At 65.8% G+C, this 18,446-nt stretch carries 17 protein-coding genes, 2 tRNA genes and 3 pseudogenes; 8 read left to right on the top strand and 14 right to left on the bottom strand.

All coding sequences use genetic code 11. The annotated features are described in order from the left end of the window. Window positions 1–156 (bottom strand): thymidylate synthase (locus B2U11_RS13465; RefSeq protein ID WP_292072545.1); only part of this gene is annotated, 156 nt, incomplete at its 3' end. 67 nt (window positions 157–223) lie between these two features. Beyond that, window positions 224–766, bottom strand: coding sequence for a DUF924 family protein (locus tag B2U11_RS13470; protein ID WP_292072436.1), 543 nt, complete (start codon window positions 764–766; stop codon window positions 224–226). Here B2U11_RS13470 and ilvC point away from each other — a divergent pair. Then, a complete protein-coding gene (gene ilvC / locus B2U11_RS13475; protein ID WP_292072438.1) occupies window positions 765–1,784 on the top strand; it encodes a ketol-acid reductoisomerase in 1,020 nt (339 codons plus the stop codon). The two genes, B2U11_RS13470 and ilvC, sit on opposite strands and share 2 nt — an antisense overlap. Window positions 1,785–1,812: 28 nt before the next feature. Here ilvC and B2U11_RS13480 read toward each other — a convergent pair. After that, window positions 1,813–1,889 (bottom strand) — tRNA-Pro (locus tag B2U11_RS13480). A gap of 200 nt (window positions 1,890–2,089) precedes the next feature. Here B2U11_RS13480 and B2U11_RS13485 point away from each other — a divergent pair. Next, window positions 2,090–2,163: transfer RNA gene (locus B2U11_RS13485), tRNA-Gln, on the top strand. A gap of 181 nt (window positions 2,164–2,344) precedes the next feature. Here the strand turns inward: B2U11_RS13485 and B2U11_RS15775 are convergent. The 3 genes and pseudogenes from B2U11_RS15775 to B2U11_RS13495 all read right to left on the bottom strand — a co-directional run. Further along, window positions 2,345–3,379 (bottom strand): annotated as a pseudogene (locus tag B2U11_RS15775) (tyrosine-type recombinase/integrase); the annotation flags it as partial. Further along, complete coding sequence (locus B2U11_RS13490; RefSeq protein WP_003167202.1) at window positions 3,324–3,575, bottom strand: helix-turn-helix domain-containing protein; 252 nt, start codon at window positions 3,573–3,575, stop codon at window positions 3,324–3,326. The pseudogene B2U11_RS15775 and the gene B2U11_RS13490, both read right to left, overlap by 56 nt. 302 nt (window positions 3,576–3,877) lie before the next feature. Beyond that, on the bottom strand, window positions 3,878–6,229 hold the full coding sequence (locus B2U11_RS13495; protein ID WP_054765645.1) for a heavy metal translocating P-type ATPase: 2,352 nt from the start codon (window positions 6,227–6,229) through the stop codon (window positions 3,878–3,880). Window positions 6,230–6,314: 85 nt separating this feature from the next. Here B2U11_RS13495 and B2U11_RS13500 point away from each other — a divergent pair, with 85 nt between their 5' ends. Beyond that, window positions 6,315–6,587: a metal-sensitive transcriptional regulator gene (locus B2U11_RS13500; protein WP_054766929.1), complete on the top strand. Its 273-nt coding sequence runs from the start codon at window positions 6,315–6,317 to the stop codon at window positions 6,585–6,587. 181 nt (window positions 6,588–6,768) lie between these two features. On the opposite strand, the gene B2U11_RS13505 is transcribed toward B2U11_RS13500, so the two are convergent. Beyond that, window positions 6,769–7,200, bottom strand: coding sequence for a RidA family protein (locus B2U11_RS13505; RefSeq protein WP_003167198.1), 432 nt, complete (start codon window positions 7,198–7,200; stop codon window positions 6,769–6,771). Between the two features lie 123 nt (window positions 7,201–7,323). Between B2U11_RS13505 and B2U11_RS13510 the strand changes: the two genes are divergently transcribed. Beyond that, complete coding sequence (locus B2U11_RS13510) at window positions 7,324–8,256, top strand: LysR family transcriptional regulator (RefSeq protein ID WP_054765646.1); 933 nt, start codon at window positions 7,324–7,326, stop codon at window positions 8,254–8,256. 139 nt (window positions 8,257–8,395) lie between these two features. Here B2U11_RS13510 and B2U11_RS13515 read toward each other — a convergent pair whose 3' ends face one another. Continuing rightward, window positions 8,396–9,136: an SDR family NAD(P)-dependent oxidoreductase gene (locus B2U11_RS13515; protein WP_035283814.1), complete on the bottom strand. Its 741-nt coding sequence runs from the start codon at window positions 9,134–9,136 to the stop codon at window positions 8,396–8,398. An 83-nt stretch (window positions 9,137–9,219) separates the two neighbouring features. Between B2U11_RS13515 and B2U11_RS13520 the strand changes: the two genes are divergently transcribed. Beyond that, window positions 9,220–9,888: a TetR/AcrR family transcriptional regulator gene (locus tag B2U11_RS13520; protein ID WP_003167195.1), complete on the top strand. Its 669-nt coding sequence runs from the start codon at window positions 9,220–9,222 to the stop codon at window positions 9,886–9,888. Window positions 9,889–9,904: 16 nt separating this feature from the next. On the opposite strand, the gene B2U11_RS13525 is transcribed toward B2U11_RS13520, so the two are convergent. The 3 genes from B2U11_RS13525 to B2U11_RS13535 all read right to left on the bottom strand — a co-directional run bounded on the left by B2U11_RS13525 (window position 9,905) and on the right by B2U11_RS13535 (window position 12,141). After that, window positions 9,905–10,366, bottom strand: coding sequence for a VOC family protein (locus B2U11_RS13525; RefSeq protein WP_054765647.1), 462 nt, complete (start codon window positions 10,364–10,366; stop codon window positions 9,905–9,907). Between the two features lie 116 nt (window positions 10,367–10,482). Then, window positions 10,483–11,109 (bottom strand): FMN-dependent NADH-azoreductase, encoded by a 627-nt coding sequence (locus B2U11_RS13530; protein ID WP_292072450.1) that lies wholly within the window; start codon window positions 11,107–11,109, stop codon window positions 10,483–10,485. 168 nt (window positions 11,110–11,277) lie between these two features. Then, complete coding sequence (locus tag B2U11_RS13535) at window positions 11,278–12,141, bottom strand: LysR family transcriptional regulator (protein ID WP_003167192.1); 864 nt, start codon at window positions 12,139–12,141, stop codon at window positions 11,278–11,280. A gap of 177 nt (window positions 12,142–12,318) precedes the next feature. On the opposite strand from B2U11_RS13535, the pseudogene B2U11_RS13540 reads away from it, so the two are divergent. Both B2U11_RS13540 and B2U11_RS13545 read left to right on the top strand, forming a co-directional pair. Then, window positions 12,319–13,778, top strand: a pseudogene (locus B2U11_RS13540) (alginate export family protein). Window positions 13,779–13,969: 191 nt separating this feature from the next. Then, a complete protein-coding gene (locus B2U11_RS13545; protein ID WP_003167189.1) occupies window positions 13,970–14,320 on the top strand; it encodes a hypothetical protein in 351 nt (116 codons plus the stop codon). A gap of 43 nt (window positions 14,321–14,363) precedes the next feature. On the opposite strand, the gene B2U11_RS13550 is transcribed toward B2U11_RS13545, so the two are convergent. Beyond that, complete coding sequence (locus tag B2U11_RS13550; RefSeq protein ID WP_054765649.1) at window positions 14,364–15,233, bottom strand: hypothetical protein; 870 nt, start codon at window positions 15,231–15,233, stop codon at window positions 14,364–14,366. Between the two features lie 552 nt (window positions 15,234–15,785). Here B2U11_RS13550 and B2U11_RS13555 point away from each other — a divergent pair. Next, window positions 15,786–17,594, top strand: a complete 1,809-nt coding sequence (locus B2U11_RS13555; protein ID WP_054765650.1) for an amidohydrolase — start codon at window positions 15,786–15,788, stop codon at window positions 17,592–17,594. Between the two features lie 174 nt (window positions 17,595–17,768). Here the strand turns inward: B2U11_RS13555 and B2U11_RS13560 are convergent, their stop codons facing one another. Together B2U11_RS13560 and B2U11_RS13565 are read right to left on the bottom strand one after the other, a co-directional pair. Continuing rightward, window positions 17,769–18,116, bottom strand: coding sequence for a TetR family transcriptional regulator C-terminal domain-containing protein (locus tag B2U11_RS13560; protein ID WP_292072546.1), 348 nt, complete (start codon window positions 18,114–18,116; stop codon window positions 17,769–17,771). Between the two features lie 138 nt (window positions 18,117–18,254). Next, a pseudogene (locus B2U11_RS13565) lies at window positions 18,255–18,410 on the bottom strand (TetR/AcrR family transcriptional regulator); the annotation flags it as partial. Window positions 18,411–18,446: the final 36 nt, after the last annotated feature.

Genomic DNA, 18,446 nt, shown 5'->3' on the forward strand with positions numbered 1-18,446 from the left:
GAACACGCCCAGCGTGCCGGTGCCCGTCCGGTCGTCGCGCCGCACGCCGTTGTCCAGGATGTCGCGCAGCAGGTTCAGATACTGCCATTCCGGGTGATCGGCCGGCGCGGCCCCCGTGCGGGCCTGAAGTTCAGCGATGGCGACCTGAGCGTTCATGACGGCAGATTGACCCCCGAATCACCCGAACGCCAATCGCTGTTGCGATCCTCTCTTGTGGATCGAATCAGCCGCCGAAGCCGCCTTCGTCGAGGAAGGCCTGTTCATCCGGCGTGGTCTCGCGACCCAGGACGGCGTTCCGGTGCGGAAAGCGGCCGAAGCGCACGATGATGTCGCGGTGGATGCGGCCCCATTTCTCCAGTTCGGGATCGCCGGCGGCCAGTTCCATGTAGCGGTCCTGATCCTCGATCCGCTCGGAATGCTCGAACGGCAGCAGGACGAAGTTCTTCATCTCCGGCGCGACCGCCAGGTGATGGCCGCGCGCGACCGCCATCCGGGCGAAGCAAAGGGCCAACGGATCGGTCGCGAACTGGTGCGCCGTGCCGCGAAAGCTGTTTCGCGGATACTGGTCCAGCAGCAGGATCAGGGCCAGCGCGCCCTCCGGCGTCTCCATCCAGTCGTCCAGCTCGCGCCGCGCAGCGGCCCAGTGCAGGTCCCCGCCGCTGTCGCGGAACAGGGTGTCGAAGGCGGCGTCCTTGGCGAACCACTTTTCGGGCCCGGCCTCTTTCCAGAAGGCGACGACGGCGGATGGGGTTATGAGAACGGTCATGACCCAGACCCTAGCCAATCCCTTGCCCGTCTTCCATGACCGCGACTGCGACCTGTCGATCCTGCGCGGTCGCCGCGTGGCCATGATCGGCTATGGCAGCCAGGGGCGCACCCATGCGCTGAATCTGCGCGATTCGGGCGTGTCCGACATCGTGGTGGGGCTGAAGCCCGAATCGAAGACCCGCGAGCAGGCGCGCGCCGACGGCTTTCGCGTCATGACGGCGGGCGAGGCGACCGCCGGCGCCGACGTCGTGGCCGTCATGGTTTCGGACGAGGCGCATCGCGACCTGTGGCGCGACGAGCTGGAACCCAACATCCGGCCCGGCGCGGCCCTGGTCTTCGCCCACGGCCTGTCTGTCCGCTTCGGCCTGGTCCGGCCGCGCGCCGACCTCGACGTCATCCTTGCTTCGCCAAAAGGCATCGGCCCGCGCATCCGCGACCTGTATGAGGCCGGGGAGGGGGTCTTCTGCCTGTTCGGCGTGCAGCAGGACGCCACGGGCGGCGCCCATGCGCTGGGATTGTCCTATGCCGCCGCCCTGGGCTGCGGCCGCAAGGGCATCCTAGAGACCACCATGAAGGACGAGTGCGAAAGCGATCTGTTCGGCGAGCAGGTGGTGCTATGCGGCGGCGTGGCGGAGCTGATCGACGCAGCCTTCATGAAGCTGGTCGACGCCGGCTATCCGCCCGAGGTCGCCTGGTTCGAATGCTTCTACGAGACCAAGCTGGTCACCGACCTGATGTATCAGCGCGGCGTCGCCGGGGCCTTCGCCCGTATCTCCAACACCGCCGAATACGGCGCCTATCTGACGGGTCCGCGAATCATCAACGCCGCCTCGCGCGCGGCGATGGATCAGGTCCTGGCCGAGGTGCAGGGCGGGGATTTCGTGCGTCGGCTGATGGCCGACTACGATGCGGGCTCGCCCGATCTGCTGGCGCGTCGCCAGGCCCTGGGCCAGCGTTACATCGAGCAAGTGGGGGCGCATCTGAACGCCGTCGCCGACGCCGCGAACGACGCCTGAACCCAAGTCTCTGAGGAAGAAGAGAGAATGGTCGGAGTGAGAGGATTCGAACCTCCGACCCCTGCGTCCCGAACGCAGTGCTCTACCAGGCTGAGCCACACTCCGACCGTGGGGACGGGCCGCTTGGCGACGCCCCGAAGTGAGGACGCGGCTTATAGCGACGGCCGTCAGACCCCGCAAGCACCCTTTTCACCCATCTTTCGCGCCCGCGAAAATTGTCCTCCGAGAGGGTGTTGCATCCGAAAACGGCTTGGCGTATCTGACCGCCTCCGCCGGGCCACGGCCCTGCGGATACGCCGATCCGCTGGGGAATGGTGTAATGGTAACACTACGGTTTTTGGTACCGTCATTCTAGGTTCGAGTCCTAGTTCCCCAGCCACCGCCCTCACTGCATTTGAGCCCTTTTGACCTCTCCTGAGGGAGGTGGGTTTTACACTGGGTTTTACAGTTGGCCTTCTGTTCTGCCCTTCCTGAAGCCGGGCGATCATACCCAATCCGATAGCTTCCCCTGTGACGTAGCGCCGGGCGATCTCCTTCACACGCTGCAACTCCCACCCCAGGATCGTGGCCACGTCGTCGAGCGGCAGGCCGGCGAGGATGTAGTTCGTCGCCGCGGTGCCTCTCAGGTCATGGAAGCGCAGTCCATCCAGACCGGCGGTCGCTTCCGATCCTGAACGCGTCTGCGCCGCTTCCTCAGCATCATTGCGGGCGCGTTGTACGCCGCTGTCCAGACCGCGGCCTGGCGGTGTCCACGGTTCACCGTCGGAGGTGGACAGCACGGTCGGGCAACTGCCGCGCTCAAGGGAGCCCAGTACCTCCCGGACAGCGTCCGTGATCGGAAGGACCACGCTCTTTCGGCCCCGGCTTTTGCCGGTTTGCCAGATGATGGCGTTCTCCTTCACCGCCGCCCAAGGCAGGGCGATGAGGTCGTTCTTGCGCAGACCCGTGACCGCAGCCAGTCGGATCGCCGCCGCGATTGGCGGGTCAGCGTAGGCCAGGATGGTCTCCAGATGCTGCGGCTCCCAGATTATGTCGGCCCGGTTGACCTTGTAGATGCGCGGGAAGTTCGCGACGGGATTCGTAGCCAACTCACCCCGGTTCACGGCCCAGTTCAGAACCAGTGACAGCGCGCCCAGAAGCTCGTCGGCGGTCTTGGGCGTGTTCGCTCGCTTGTCGCGCCAGGTGAGCAAGAAGGATCGCGCCTTAGGTGAGGTGAGGGCGGCCAGCGTTAGATCACCCAATTCCGTCCGTACGAGGTCAAGATGTTTGCGGCGATCCGTCTTGGTTCGAAGAGCCAGTGATTTGTCCTGGTTCATCAGGTCGAGGTAGCGCGTGATCAAGCCGTAGAGTGTCGGCTCGTCGGTCGCGCTTTTCTCGGTCTTGATCTGCGCGCGATAGGCCTCCATCGCCGCCGGCGCCTTTCGGGCGACCTCTCGCGCGAGGGAGCGCAGGCTGGAAGCTTGCGCCGCCAGGATTTGCGGACCGCCGCGCCACGCGTACCAGTATTCAAAAACCCGGTTCGCCTTGGCGCGCTTGATCCTATGGACCCCGGGCAGCATCCGGGTGATCGGCAATGAAGCGGGCGAGTTCGGCATCGGCCTTGTTCACGTTCAGTTCCGCAGAAGAATCCAGTCCGGCCAGCCGGTCAAGATGGGCGTCCAGAACCTTGCGGTCGTATCGATGTCGTGTTCCGAGCCGCACGTGCCCGAACGATAGTTTGCGGACGCTGGCCGCTGGCAGGCCCAGGTACTCTGCGGCCTCCTTTTCAGTGAAGAGCCGAGGCTCGGTCATGTGACGCCTCCTGAGCCGCTGCGCGAGGATCGCGAGAAGCTGAGTCGAGCGCGATGTGCAGACAAGCGCTACCCGTAGGTTTCCGGTAGCCACAGACTTTTACGAGCCTGACCGTTTGACGCGTGCAGCCAGACGCCTTCCTTGCGACCTGTGGTGACGGGACTGAGCTTCGGGTGATCGTCGCGTTTTAGGCCTCGTCGAACCCGCCGCGCAGAATGCTACAGGCGCCAGACGTCACTCCGCGTTGACTGGTCGTCCGATGGCGGGCCGATCGGCAAGCAGGACTTTCGGCGCTCTGCCTTCTACAGCCGGACGCCCTTAAGCCGTAGGGCGTTGGAGATGACGCTGACAGACGACAGCGACATGGCCAGGGCGGCGATCATCGGACTGAGCAGCAGGCCGAAGGCCGGATAGAGGACGCCCGCCGCCAGAGGCACGCCGAGCGCATTGTAGCCGAAGGCGAAGCCGAGGTTCTGGCGGATGTTGCACACCGTGGCGCGCGACAGGCGTCGCGCCCGGACGATGCCGTTCAGGTCGCCGCTGAGCAGGGTGACGCCCGCGCTCTCGATCGCCGCGTCCGAGCCCGCGCCCATCGCCACCCCGACGTCTGCGGCGGCCAGGGCGGGCGCGTCATTGACCCCGTCGCCGGCCATGGCGACGCGACGGCCTTCAGCCTTCAGGGCTTCGACCACGGCGGCCTTGTCGGCGGGGCTGACGTCGGCGCGGACCTCATCAATGTTCAGGCGGGCAGCGATGGCACGGGCCGTGGTTTCGTTGTCACCGGTCAGCATCAGGATGCGAACGCCCTCGGCGTGCAGGGCCGCGACCGCCTCGGCCGTGGTCGCCTTGACCGGGTCGGCCACAGCCAGCAGGCCCGCGGGCGCGCCGTCCACGGCCACGATGACCACGGTCGCTCCATCGGCGCGCAGGGCGTCGGCCGGGGCGGACAGGCCGGAGGCGTCGACGTCTTCGTCCTTCAGGAAGCCGACTGAACCGATCAGCACGCGGCGGCCCTCGACCAGGCCCAAGGCCCCGCGCCCGACGGGGCTGTCGAAGTCCTCGGCGGCGGCGGGCGTGATCCCGCGCGCGGAAGCGCCCTCGGTGATGGCGCGGGCGATGGGGTGCTCGCTGGCCCGCTCGACCGCGGCGGCGAGGCGCAGCAATTCGGCCTCGTCGAAACCGGGCGCGGGCTGGACGGCGGTCAGGGCGGGGCGGCCCTCGGTCAGGGTGCCGGTCTTGTCGACCACCACTGTGTCGACAGAGGCGAAGGTTTCCAATGCTTCCGCGTCGCGGATCAGTATGCCCGCCTGGGCGCCGCGCCCCACCCCGACCATGATCGAGATGGGCGTGGCCAGACCCAGGGCGCAGGGGCAGGCGATGATCAGCACGCTGACCGCCGCGACCAGCGCATAGGCCAGACGCGGCTCCGGCCCGATCACAGACCAGACGATGAAGGCCGCGACCGCCGCCAGCACCACGGCGGGCACGAACCAGGCGGAGACGCGGTCGGCCAGCCGCTGGATCGGCGCGCGGCTGCGCTGGGCCTTAGCCACCAGGGCGGCGATCTGGTTCAGCAGGGTGTCGGCTCCGACCTTCTCGGCCTCCATCACGAAGCCGCCGGTGGCGTTCAACGAGCCCGCGATCAGATCGTCGCCGACCTGCTTCGTCACCGGCAGGGATTCACCGGTGACGAGCGACTCGTCCAGCGATGCCCGGCCTTCGATCAGGCGGCCATCGACCGGGACTTTCTCGCCCGGCCGCACGCGCAGGCGGTCGCCCACGGCAATGTGTTCGACGGCGATCTCCTCGTCCGTTCCGTCCAACCGGATGCGCAGGGCCTGTTTTGGCGCCAGGTCCAGCAGGGCTCGGATGGCGCCGGAGGTACGTTCGCGGGCGCGCAACTCCAGCAGTTGGCCCAAGAGCACCAGGGTGACGATGACGGCGGCGGCCTCGAAATAGAGGGGCGGCTGGCCGTGCATGTCCTTGAAGGCGTCGGGGATCAGGTCGGGCGCGACGACCGAGGCCGTGCTGAAACCCCAGGCGACCAGGGTCCCGAGCGCGATCAGGGTGAACATGTTCAGGTTCCAAGTCCTGACCGAGGTCCAGCCGCGCGCGATGAACGGCCAGCCCGCCCACAACACCACCGGCGTCGCCAGGGCGAACTGGACCCATCCGCTCCAGCCGTGGGGTAGGGGAATGTGCAGACCGAGCAGGTGCGAGCCCATCTCCATCACGAACAGGGGGACCGTCAGGACGGCGCCGACGACGAACCGGTGGGTGAAGTCGGCGATCTCGGGATTGGGGCCGGCGCCGGCCGTGGCGTCTTCCGGCTCCAGCGCCATGCCGCATTTTGGACAGGCTCCCGGGCCGATCTGGCGCACCTCGGGGTGCATGGGGCAGGTGTAGATGACGCCGGGCTTGACGGGTTCGGGCGCGGCGGGCGTCAGGTATTTCGCCGGATCAGCGACGAACTTCGCTCGGCAACCGGCCGAGCAGAAGTGGAACTCGTGCCCGTCGTGCGTCGTATGGTGGGTCGTCTTCGCCGGATCGACCGTCATGCCGCAGACGGGATCCTTCGCTGTGGCGTTGGTCGAGGATTGGGCGTCGGGGCCCTGGGAATGACGGTGATCGTGCGGGCTATGGTCATGCGACATGGGCGATCCTCGACCTTAACTATGGACCGCAATTATACCCCCATAGGGTATTTTGCAAATGGGTGATCCACGCTATGATCCGACCATGCATCACCACGACAAGCCCGCGCTGACCAAGCGTTTGAACCGCATCGAGGGCCAGGTGCGCGGCGTCTCGCGTATGGTGGAGGACGGCCGCTATTGCATCGACATCCTGACCCAGGTCCGGGCCATTAAGGCCGCCTTGGGCCGGTTCGAAAACGAGATGCTGAAGGGGCACCTCAGCCACTGCGTCGAGGACGCCATCGTCTCGGGTGACCCAGCGGAGCAGCGTCGCAAGATCGAGGAGATCATCGCCCTGTTGGATCGGGTAGGTTGATTGGCGCAATGCGCGCCGTTAGCGCACACTTTGTTCCGGCTCGGCTGTCTTCTGACGCATCCGATACGAGCGCACTTTTCGAATGCCGAAAGCGCGCGACCCGGATGTTTTCCGACGGTCACTGAGGTCCTGAAGACGGAGATATCGGCCCCTTAGAGCCGATATCCGATCCGCAGGGCTATCAACAGGGATGTGAAATGCCGGGGTCAGCCTTGGGGAAATCCCCTGGCACGCGGGCAATCACCTTTATCTCGAAATCGAACCCTGCCAGCCAAGTGGCTCCGATGGCGGTCCAGTTGGGGTAAGGCGGTCCGCCGAGAAGCTCTGCTCGGACAGCCATCACCGTCTCCAGTTGGGCGTCTGGGTTCGTGTGGAAGGTGGTCACATCGACGATGTCGTCGAACCCGCAGCCGGCGGCGGTCAAGACTCCTTCGAGATTTGCGAACGCCCTTCTGACCTGATCCTCAAACGAAGGCTCGGGCGAGCCGTCTTCGCGACTGCCGACCTGTCCGGACACAAAGACGAGGTCACCGGACCGAATGGCGGCGGAATAGCGATGAAGATCGTAAAGGGCGTGACGATTGGGTGGGAAGATCGCTTCGCGGTCAGACATTGGAGTTACGTCTCGGTTGTTGAGGTTTTGCGCCGAGCTTGTCGGGGCTGATCGAAGGTAGGAGACGTCGATTTGATCGGTTAGACGTTCAATTCCGCACGAGTTGATGAAATAATCCCACGAATGGCCCGCCCGTCGCTAAACGATCTGATGACCTTTGCGACGGTGGCCCGCCTTCGCAGCTTTCGGCGGGCGGCGGATGAGCTGGGCGTGGCTCCCTCGACGCTCAGCCACGCCTTGCGGACGCTCGAGACACGTCTCGGTGTGCGCTTGCTGAATCGGACAACGCGGAGCGTCTCACCCACTGAGGCGGGAATCCGTCTGCTCGAAGGCCTGGGCCCAGCATTCGACCTGCTTGACGACGCGTTGGAGAGCGTCGCTCCATTCCGCGGGCAGGTGCAGGGCGTGGTCCGTCTGAATGCACCGCGTCTGGCCGTGGCGATGTTTGTCCGCGACATCCTGCCGAAGATGGCCGAACGGTTTCCCGAGGTGACCGTGGATATCGTCGCGAAGGATCGTCTCGTCGATATTGTAGAACAGGGTTTCGATGTCGGCGTACGGCCGCATGACATGATCCCCAAGGACATGATCGCGGCGCCCATGCCTGCCGGGCTTCGATACGTGTGCGTCGCGGCTCCGGCTTATCTCGAGCGCGCCGGCACGCCGGACACGCCGGAAGCTCTGAATCGCCATCGCTGCATCGGCCACCGATTGCCGAGCGGCAAACCCTATCGCTGGGAGTTCGAGCGCAACGGAACTCCGCTAGCGCTCGCTATCAGCGGCCGTCTGGTCCTTGATGACGAGGCGCTGATGGTGGACGCCGCCGTCGCTGGTTTGGGCATCGCCTACGTTCCAGAGTTTGCGGCGTCCGGTGCGCTGACGCGGGGACGTTTACGCCAGGTCCTTTCGGACTGGATGCCGGGCGAAGAGAGGCTGGCGCTCTACTTCCCTGGGCATCGGTCTATCCCCCCTGCGTTGCGCGCTCTGCTGGATGTCGTCAGGGATGTCGGAGCCAGCCGAAAGCCTGGCGCGGCCTGGGCTTCAGCCCGCGATTGATGCGACGGACCATGGGGATCGTGCTCGGTGATGATCGGCGGATCCCTCAGCTTTAATGCGGTGCGTCCGGGCCAATGATCTCATGGGGCGCTGGCCGACATGCCGCCTCCGGCTGCAAGAACCGGAGGCGTCTTAGGGATCACGCTGTGGCGCCGCCGTCTGCGGTCAGGACGGAGCCGGTGATGACGCCGGCGGCCGCACTGGCCAGGAAGGCCACGGCGTTGGCGATCTCGGCCGGCTCGGCGAAACGTCCCAGCGCCGTCAAACCACGCTGGAACTCAGCGCTCTCGCCGTCCGCCGGGTTGGCCTCGGTATCCGTCGAGCCGGGGGCGACCAGATTGACCGTGACGCCCTGTGGCCCCAGTTCGCGGGCAAGACCACGCGTCAAAGACAGAAGCGCCGACTTCGACATGGCGTAGGCGGTCACGCCCGGGAACGGGACGCGATCCCCCAGGCTGGAGCCGATAAAGATGATGCGTCCGCCCGAGGTCAGATGCGGGATGGCGGCCTTGGAGAACAGCACCGGGGCCCGGACGTTGATGTCCATCATCGCCTGGTAGGCGTCCACATCGAGATCGGCGATCAGGCCATTGAAGCCCACTGCGGCGCTGTTGACGAGGATGTCCATCCCGCCAAGTGCTGTGACGGCCTCCGCGACGGACCGTTCAATCGCCTTGGGGTCGGCGCTGTCGGCCTTGATGGCGAAAGCCCTGCGCCCCTTGACTGCGATCGCGCCTCTGACGCCCTCTGCGCGATCGGGGGAGTTGGCGTAGGTGAAGGCGACATCGGCACCGTTCTCGGCCAGGGCCAGAGCGATCGCCGCCCCGATGCCGCGAGAGCCGCCGGTGACGAGGGCGCGTTTCCCACTCAGATCAATCATCGTCTCATCCATTTATGCAGTGACTGGTGCATAATTAGGTAGGGACGTTGAAAATGGGCGTCAACGGAATTATACATCATTCAATGCAGAATTTAGATTCACCCCTTTCCGAGGCGCTTCCGGCGCGGCGCGGCCGCGGCCGACCGCGGGCGTTTGATCGTGACGCCGCGCTCGACACGGCGACCACCCTGTTCTGGTCCAAGGGTTATGAAGCGACCTCCATCGCGGACCTCACCCAAGCCATGGGCATAGGCGCCAAGAGCCTCTACGCGGCCTTTGGATCGAAGGACGACCTCTTCACCCAGGCGCTGCATCACTACGTGCGGAAATATGAGGGTCTGGCCTGGGATCGCGCCCGCCAGGCGACGACAGCACGCGAGGCGACCGCCGCCTTTCTTCACGATTCAGCCGCCGCCTTCTCAGGCGCGGTCTTCGACATCCCGCGCGGCTGTATGGCCACGATCGCCTCCATGGGGTGCGAGGGCCTGCCCGCGCTTCAGGCCTTCGCCAAAGACGTGGAGACGACGTTCAGCCGATTGAAGGCCCGCATCGATCGAGGCGTGGCGGAAGGAGATTTGCCGCAGGATCTCGACACCGCGCGACTGGCGCGCTTTGTGGAGACCGTCCAGGCGGGCATGTCGATCCGGGCCCGCAACGGCGCCGACCGTTCCGAACTCGACAGCGTCGTCGATGTCGCGATGGCGGGGTGGGACGGCATTGTCAGCGCGGCCTCCGCTGCCGGTCGATCATAGGCGACATGGTCTGTGATCAACTCAGGACCTCTGCGAGTTCGATGAGATTGCCGAAGGGGTCGCAGAAGAACGCGAGCTTGCGGTTGATCGCGGGGACGACGAAGGGATCTGTCACGATCGTCACCGCGCGTGCGCGCAGTCGCTCGATGGTCGCGTCCACGCTGGCGACGGCGAAACAGAGGTGATGATAGCCGCGATACTGCAGGCTATCGCTCAAATCTGCGTAGGGGCGAGTCTCGACCGGTACTGGCGCGCCGCCTCCCAGAATCTCGACGTAGAAATGGTCGTCAGCGGGCGGGGCGATATAGGCGAGCAGGCTGTCGCCGTGAGGCCAGGTCGCAACGATGCGGAAATCCAGAACGCCGACGTAGAAGTCGAGAGCTTGCTGCAGATCGGGCGTGCGGATGGCGACGTGGTGGGCGCGCATGTCGGCGAAAACGGAGCCGTGATTCACAGCGGGCGGCGCGAAGTCAGGCATGGAAGACCTCCTTTTCAACGCGCAGCGACGGCGGGACGTGGGTGGGGCATCGGTGGCTCGCTCGCTCCCAAGGGCAGGGCTCGGGCTGGCCAGCCGGGGGCTCGCCGAGGCGGGGTCTAGACGTCGTCGGACAAGGGCTGAGCGGCGACGACCGCGATTGTGGATTTCGCCTGGTTGATCGCCGCTTCTCGGGCGTCCGGTCCAAGGCTGATCCGCTCAGCCTGGACGAACGCGACATCGCTGATCCCGATGAAGCCGAGCAGGAGGCGAAGATAGGGTTCCTGAAAATCCAGGCTCGCCAAGGGGCCTTCGGTATAGAGGCCGCCGCGGGACTGGATCACGATCGCCCTCTTGCCCCTGACGAGGCCCTGGACGCCCGCCTCGCCGTAAGCGAACGTGATCCTCGGCCGTATGACGTGGTCGAACCACGCTCTCAAACCGGTGGGTATGCTGAAGTTGTACATCGGCGCGCCGATCACGATGACATCGGCGGCGAAGACCTCGCCGATCAACTTGTCGGAGAGCCGACGCGCCGTCAGCTCCGGCGCGGTATTGGCCACGGCGCGCACGCCCGCGACGGTCTCGGGCGTCAGATGAGGGATCGGGTCCTGGCCGAGGTCGCGTCGCGTGACCGCCCCGCCGCTGTGAAACTCCACCAACTGTCGAACGGCGTAGTCGACCAGGAGGCTCGAGACCGAGGCGTCGCCCGCAACGCTGCTGGTGAGCGCGAGAATATTGGGCACGTCGGGCTCCGGGCTGCTGCGAGAAGCTCGACTATCCCTGTTCCGATCGGGGATGAGTAGTCGCGCGGCGAGCGCCTCGGTGTCGCCATTCCGGCAACGCGGGGCGTCGGCTATCTGGGGCTCAAACAGCCCGACTGGAGTTGGCTCCGGCCGTGCGACCCTTCAGAGCTAAACGCACATCTCGATGAGCAACTCGGTCAAGACGCGAATCTTGCGGGACGGATGCTGGCCGGGCGGCCTGAGGACGTAAGCCCCGCCCGGCGGCACCGGAAACTGCGGCATCACCTCCACAAGTCTGCCGGCCTCCACGTGGGGCCGGGTGAAATCGTCCGGCAACCAGGCCAGCCCGAGCCCAGCCAGGGCCGCCGAGACGAGCGCGGTTCCGTTGTCAGCCTTGAACCGGCCGCGGGGACGGATCGAGACGGTTCGGTCGCCATCGATGAACTGCCAGGTCTCGGACCCCTGCATCAGAGCCTCGTGGTCCATGATGTCGTCCGGCGCCTGTGGCGCGCCATGGAGGCGGATGTAATCGGGGCTGGCGACGAGCTTGCCGTACACGGACCCGAACCTGCGGGCGATCAGGGTGGAATCCTGCAGATAGCCGACCCGAATGGCGCAATCGAAACCTTCGGCCACTAGGTCGACGAAACGATCCGAGTAGCAGGTCTGCAAGGTGAGCTTGGGGTGCCGTCGCGCCATTTCAGCGAGGGCAGGCGCATAGTGGGTCGGGCCGAAGGTGAGGGGCGCGGCGACACGCAGACGGCCCTGAAGCTCCCCCTGTGGCGCGATCGTCTCCCGCGCCGTGTCGACCTCAGCGCAAATCCGGGCCGCATGGTCCCGAAAGGCCGCGCCCGCCTCGGTGAGGACGGCGCCGCGCGTGGTTCTCGACAGGAGTTGCACGCCCAGATCCGCTTCCAGCCTGAAAAGGCGGCGGCTGACGACGGACTTGGCGACGCCCAGCCGCCGCGCAGCGGGCGAAACGCCGAGGGTGTCCGCCACCTCCACGAAGGTGCGCAGTTCGTCGATGTGCATGATTGTTCCTCCTTGGGCGACACTGCGTAGCCCCATGGGGCCATACCGCATCGAAATCGGAACTGCCAATGTCGCAAGGGTCGGCGCTGTCGGCGTCTGCTCCACCTCCAACAAGAGAGATTCGGCATGGCGTCCCGCCACCCCTTCGACCCGACCAATCCCTCTTCCTTCCTCGCCATGGCCGGGCGGCGCAGCGGGTCGCTCCGTCGCGGGGCCGAGAAGCCCTTCGCGCGTCGGCTCTGCTGGAGAGGATGTCTGACGGGGATCGCGGCCATCGCCGTTTCGGCGCCGGCTGCCTGGGCTCAGGCGCCGGCGAGCGTGGGCGGCCCCGGCATCACCATCGAGCGATACAGTGAGGATTGGTCGGTTCTTGCGGACCCGCGGAGGCGCACGGGGCGCTGGACCGAACCGTTCAAATACCTTCCGCTCAACGACGCCGGAGACCTGTATCTGACCACCGGCCTTGAGGCGCGGACCCGATATGAATCCTACCAGCACGGGCAATGGGGGCAGCAGCCACGCAACGACTATCTCTGGAACCGTGTGATGCCCTACGCGGACCTGCATATGGGTCAGCTGCGCGTGTTCGCCCAGCCGATCATCTCAGACATTTCCGGAGCCGATCGCGTCGAGACGCCTGTGGATACGACGGGCGTCGATTTCCTGCAGGGCTTCGTCGGCCTGGAGATGGAGATTGCGTCGGGGACCACATTGGATCTAGCCGCTGGGCGGCGGCTGCGATCCTTGGGCGGCGGGCGTCTGGTGGATACGCGCTACGGCGTGAATGTGCCGTTGGCGTTCGATGGCGCCGATGTCTCCCTGACCCGGGGAACGCGTCGGATCACCGCCCTGGGTCTGCGGCCCGTCGAAAACCGTGTTGGCGACTTCGATGACCGGTCCTCGGACCAGAAGGCGTTGTGGGGGCTCTATGGAACCCAGTGGCTTGCCCAAGACCGCCGGACCGGCGTTGATCTCTATTGGTTGGGATTCCGGGATCGTAACGCGGTCTATGACCAGGGCTCGGGTCGCCAGACCGTTCACTCCTTCGGCATGCGCTGGTTCGGGGTCGAAGGCGGATGGCGATGGAACGTCGAGGGCGTCATCCAGCGCGGCGAGTTCAACGATGCCGCACAGCGGCCTGGGGCGTGGGCGGCGAAATCCGTCGCCGATTTGCGACAGCTCCGCTCAGTCCCGAAGTCGTTATGATGATCGACTACATCTCCGGCGACGACGACCCCGACGACCCCGAGCTGAACACCTTCAACGCCCTGTTCCCCCGTGGGCGGTACTTCGTCGCCCAGTCGCCGATCGGTCCTCGCAACCTCATTCACCTCCAGCCTTCGGTCACCCTTCGTCCCCGTGACGACCTGGACGTCACCTTGATGGGGGCGGCCTACTGGCGCGAGAGCACTCGCGACGGAGTCTATTCCATTCCAGGAGCGCTGGTCCGCAGCGGCCGCGGCAGCAACGCTCGCTATATCGGCACCCAGATCGAGCTGTCAGCGACATGGCGCGCGACACAGGAGTTGGCGCTGGCGGTTTCGGCCGGCGCCCTCGGGGCCGGTCCCTTCATCCGCGAGACCGGATCATCGCAGACCATCTTTCTCGCCAGCGCCATGGCGACCTTCAAATACTAATAAGCGCCGCCCTGGTCGGAAGCGGCTCGGATTCCGGGCGCATCGGCATCCGTCGCGTCCAGCCGCCGCGCTCGTCGCGTCTTCCTCACCAACAAGGCGCAGGGCGACCCTGGCGGGATCGGGGATCATCTCGAGGAACGGTCCCGGCCGTCGGGAATTTGCGTTGCAGACGAACAGACGGAAGCCGCACCATGAAGATGCAGGGATTCATATTCGCCGACGCCGCAATGGAGCGCTCGCCCGGCCAGAAAGACGAGATTGAAACCGGCGATGTCGTTAATGACGCCGACGGCGCGCCGATCAGCATCGGCTACGGGCGTTGGGGGGCGGGATCGAGACTGACCGAAACCATGCGGGTTGATGACGTCATGATCGTGCTGGAGGGCGGACTTGAAGTAACGTCAGAGGGGAAAACCGTTTCGGCCGCGCCCGGCGCAATCGTGCACATGCCCAAGGGGGTGGAGGTGACCATCACCGCCGGGGCCGACGGCGCCAGGACGGCCTATGTGACCTATCCCAACTGGCGCACGGCCCGCAGTTGAACGGGACCGTATCAGGGCCTCTTCCCCGCTCATCGGTCCGTCTTCAGGGTGGTGGAAGGCCGGCTGGTGAACCGTCAGGCCCAAGCCTGCCCCAAACCGCCCCGATCAGGGCGCCGAGGGCCAGGAACTCCAGCAGGAATTGGCTCCAGCTGAACAGGCCGATCCAGGGGTTGTCGCCGGTGAAGACGCCATAGAGGACGGTCCCGCCCACGACGCCTTTGATGAGGGCCGTCAGGAGCGCCAGCGAGGCCAGTCGCGCCCATAGCCGGGCCGGCAGACGATCCCAGATCAGCGCGGTCAGGATGACGGCGCCGACGACGGCCTCGATGAAGCTGACGTAGGCGGCGACGGTGACATGGAAGGGATAGGGGAAGACGAACAGGGGGGCGCGCGACAGATGATCGAAGGTGTCGAGCCAGGGGTTCAGAAACGGATGGATCAGGCGTTGGGCGCCGGTCGCCACGGCCGCCGCCGCGAGCGCCGCGGCCATCGCCGAGATCGGTCCACGCGCCCAACGCACCGCCACCGCGCAGAGCAGTGCGAGGATCAGGGACCGGAGCAGGGGCTTGATGAGGCCGATCGCGCCATAGGCCCAGCCGCCGGTGACCACGCCGTTCATGACCGCGACCCTGAAGGTCTCCTGCAGCAGCACCAGTATGGCGAAGGCGAGCAGCGTCCGGCCCGCCAAAGATCCACCAAGTCCCCGCGGTCCCGCGGTTGCAAGCGCCATGATCAGGCCGCCCGCGACCAAGGCGGTGTGCAGCCATGTCGCCCACAATGGCGGGGTCGGAATGGGGAAGGGGACGCCTGCGGCGAGCAGGCCGACATGGATGCTCAGCGCGATGAAGCCGGCGACGAGACAGGCCGCCGCAAGCACGCCCGTTCGGCGGAAGTCGGAAACTGAGAAAAGCATATGGCCTCGCCGTGCGTTGTTTCCGCCCGCGCACCGAGTTGAGCCTCGCCTTCGCCCGACGCTAGCGCCTTTTCGTGCGCCACCGCGTCTCCATTCGGGGAAGGTTGGAAAGGCAAGAGAGTGAGGCAAGCCGCCTGAGGGCGCCGTCGCAAACGCCGTCCGTAGCCGGAGGCCGGACCGATTGGCCCCTCCATCCGGGCAGACGCCGCCCGAGCCGACGCGAACAGCCGCCAGGGGCAAATCCGGTCGCTACAGCCTCTGTCCTGCCAAGCTGACGGTTGGATCCCGGGGGGCGAAGCGCTGGAACGGCGTGCGCCGGCAGGCCAGCTTGCCCGGTACGTCCACAGAGGGGAAGGCGAGGCGGCTCTAGATCGTTTCGCCGCCACCGTACGCGTTCCTCGCACGGCGACACAGTGTGCCGGTGTCGCGGTCTATCCCGGAGGGAGGAGGCTGCGAGAACCTGTGCATTGGGGCTGCTCAAGGCCTCGCACCGAACTTCGGCGCTCCGGCTCGCGCCGGACCGGCGCCCCTTGCGAGTGAAACGAGGACAGAATGATCAGGACACTTCTCATCGCCGTCGTTGCGGCGGTCTCGTTCACCACTGCGCACGCGCAGACCGCGCCGGTCGCCGGCGCGGGCGCGGACCTGATCGTGGTCAATGCGAAGATCTTCACCGGCAATCGGTCTCAGCCGGAAGCGTCGGCGCTCGCCGTCCGAGGCGGGCGGATCTATTCGGTCGGCTCCGACGCCGAAATCCGCGGCCTGTCGACTGCGCAAACGACGGTGATCGATGCGCGCAGCCGCAGGCTCATTCCCGGCATCGTCGACGCTCACACCCACGTCCTCAATGACCTGGCCTACAACTACAATGTCCGTTGGGACGGCGTGCCGACGTTGCGGCAGGCCCTCGACATGCTCAGCGAGCAGGCGCGACGCACGCCGGAGGGCCAGTGGGTCAAGGTCATCGGCGGATGGTCGCCCTATCAGTTCGAAGAGAACCGCTTCCCGACGATCGATGAGCTGCGCGCGGCGGTTCCGGATCGTCCCGCGATTGTTCAGTACGCCTACAACCGGGCCCTTTTGAACGACCAGGCCATGGCGGCGCTCAACGTCGGCTCCGAACAGTTCGCGCAACTCCCGGATATCGAGATCGAGCGTGACAGCCGGGGAAATCCCACCGGCGTCATCCATGGCTACACATGGCTGTTTCTCGCGCTGGAAACGATGGTGCCCCAACCCAGTGTCGAGGAGCAGGTCAGCTCGATCACCTACAGCGTTCGCGGCCTGAACCGTCTGGGGGTGACCTCGATCATCGACAACGGCGGCCGGTGGCCGTACCCGGAAGCGCAAGCCCGGGTCGATGTGCTGGCCCGCGACAATCGCCTGAATGTGCGCATGCCGTTCGTGGACCTCCAACTCGGCGACGGCGGTCCGGTCAATATGGTCGATCTGGAGATCGAGGCCATCACGAGGACCGCTCCGATCAGTCCGGGACAGAACCTGCATCCCACGCTCCAGCACGGTCATGAGTATCGCGGGGCGGGCGAGGTGCTGAACGGAGCGGTGCACGATCACGAGAATTTCGATCGGCCGGCGGTGATCATCGATCCTGACACGATGCAGCGCTTCGTCGAGGAGGACGTCTCTCGGCTGATCGCGCGACGCATCCCCTTCCGGATGCACATCTCCTACAACGAGAACATTACGCCCTTCCTCGACGCCTTGGAGCGGGTGAATGAGACTGTGCCGATCGACGGCTTGCGCTGGAGCCTGGAGCACGCCGAAACCATCAGCCCGGAAAACATCGAGCGCGTCAGGCGACTGGGCGGCGGTATCGCCCTGGACGCCAAGATGGCGCTGCATGCCGATGGCTTCATCAAGACGCACGGGCGGGAAGCGGCCTTGCAGACCCCGCGTCTGCGTATGCTGGTCGACAGCGGCATCCCCCTGGCGATGACGACGGACGCCTTCCGGGCCGCCACCTTCAACCCTTGGGTCGGCATCAGTTGGATGGTGACCGGCAAGTCCGTGTCCGGCTCACAGGCGCTCGCCGATGACAACCGGCTCACGCGGGCCGAGGCGTTGAGGCTGTTCACCCGGGGCGGCGCCTGGTTCATGAATGCCGAGGCCGAGCTGGGCGCCATCGCGCCCGGGAATCTGGCGGACTTCGCCATCCTGGACAGGGACTACTTCTCCGTCTCGGAGGATGAAATCGAGGCCATTTCATCGGTCCTGACGGTCATGGACGGCAGGGTCGTTTTCGGCGTGGAAGACTACGGTGATCTGACGCCGGCCTTGCCGGCAGCGCTCCCGGCGTGGTCGCCATCCAACCATTTCGGCAGCTACTACGGGGACAAGTGACGGCGAGCCGGGCCCCCTCTTAAGAGGGGCCTTGCTTTCATCTGATCATCCGACCGGACGTTTATCCTCTTGATAGGCCGTCCGCCCATGGCTGGCGGCGTTTTGTCCTCGCGTTGCGCCGCCTGCATCGCGGTCGTTGCCGAAGGCGGAGGCGAGCGGGCGGCGCCACGCTCATCACGCGTCGATGACGGACCTTGAGACCAGAAACTCGGCGAAGAGGGCGAGCAATTCCCCGTCCTTGATTGCGGATGGTTCCAGCAGGCGCTGGAACATGGCGCCTTCGTGGACCGCCAGAATGAGACGAGCGACGCGAGAAGACGCGTGGGGGCGGCCGGGCTCGATTCCGCTCCAGACGCGGCAGACGGCCTCTTCGATAACCGAGAGGATGCGAGCCTGCCGTGCGGCGTAGTGGCTCGCCACTGCGGGGTTGCGCAGGGCGTGCAGGCCGAACTCCGCCTGCAGCAGATACCAACTGCGGTCGAAGGCGTAGCCGGCGATGAACGCCCTGACGAAGTTCTCCACCGCCGGTCCCGGTCCGGACAGGGCCGATGCGATCGAGGTTTCGAGATGCCGTTCAAGCCGTTCGATCGTCCGATCGTAGATGGCGAAAAACAGCTCCTCCTTGGACCGGAAATTGGAGTTGTACGCCCCCCGGCTCAATCTGACCCGTTCGCAGATGTCCTCCTGTGTCGCCCCCTGGAAACCGCGTTCGGCGAAGGCTTCCAGGGCGCCGTTGAGGATACGCTCGCGCGTCTGGGCACGCGTGGGACGGCTCCGGACAGGCCTTGGGCTCAAGAGAGCAGTCTTCTGGATCATTCGATACAGGTATGTATTGAGATGGATCGATGTCAA

The organism is Brevundimonas sp. UBA7534 (assembly GCF_002479325.1).
Taxonomy (GTDB): Bacteria; Pseudomonadota; Alphaproteobacteria; order Caulobacterales; family Caulobacteraceae; genus Brevundimonas.

What these genes read in the sequence shown, in the direction of transcription:
- ilvC (WP_292072438.1), top strand. Translation starts at nt 765, where the DNA reads ATGACCCAGACCCTAGCCAATCCCTTGCCCGTCTTCCATGACCGCGAC.
- B2U11_RS13470 (WP_292072436.1), bottom strand. Translation starts at nt 766, where the DNA reads ATGACCGTTCTCATAACCCCATCCGCCGTCGTCGCCTTCTGGAAAGAG.
- B2U11_RS13490 (WP_003167202.1), bottom strand. Translation starts at nt 3,575, where the DNA reads ATGACCGAGCCTCGGCTCTTCACTGAAAAGGAGGCCGCAGAGTACCTG.
- B2U11_RS13495 (WP_054765645.1), bottom strand. Translation starts at nt 6,229, where the DNA reads ATGTCGCATGACCATAGCCCGCACGATCACCGTCATTCCCAGGGCCCC.
- B2U11_RS13500 (WP_054766929.1), top strand. Translation starts at nt 6,315, where the DNA reads ATGCATCACCACGACAAGCCCGCGCTGACCAAGCGTTTGAACCGCATC.
- B2U11_RS13505 (WP_003167198.1), bottom strand. Translation starts at nt 7,200, where the DNA reads ATGTCTGACCGCGAAGCGATCTTCCCACCCAATCGTCACGCCCTTTAC.
- B2U11_RS13510 (WP_054765646.1), top strand. Translation starts at nt 7,324, where the DNA reads ATGGCCCGCCCGTCGCTAAACGATCTGATGACCTTTGCGACGGTGGCC.
- B2U11_RS13515 (WP_035283814.1), bottom strand. Translation starts at nt 9,136, where the DNA reads ATGATTGATCTGAGTGGGAAACGCGCCCTCGTCACCGGCGGCTCTCGC.
- B2U11_RS13520 (WP_003167195.1), top strand. Translation starts at nt 9,220, where the DNA reads ATGCAGAATTTAGATTCACCCCTTTCCGAGGCGCTTCCGGCGCGGCGC.
- B2U11_RS13525 (WP_054765647.1), bottom strand. Translation starts at nt 10,366, where the DNA reads ATGCCTGACTTCGCGCCGCCCGCTGTGAATCACGGCTCCGTTTTCGCC.
- B2U11_RS13535 (WP_003167192.1), bottom strand. Translation starts at nt 12,141, where the DNA reads ATGCACATCGACGAACTGCGCACCTTCGTGGAGGTGGCGGACACCCTC.
- B2U11_RS13545 (WP_003167189.1), top strand. Translation starts at nt 13,970, where the DNA reads ATGAAGATGCAGGGATTCATATTCGCCGACGCCGCAATGGAGCGCTCG.
- B2U11_RS13550 (WP_054765649.1), bottom strand. Translation starts at nt 15,233, where the DNA reads ATGCTTTTCTCAGTTTCCGACTTCCGCCGAACGGGCGTGCTTGCGGCG.
- B2U11_RS13555 (WP_054765650.1), top strand. Translation starts at nt 15,786, where the DNA reads ATGATCAGGACACTTCTCATCGCCGTCGTTGCGGCGGTCTCGTTCACC.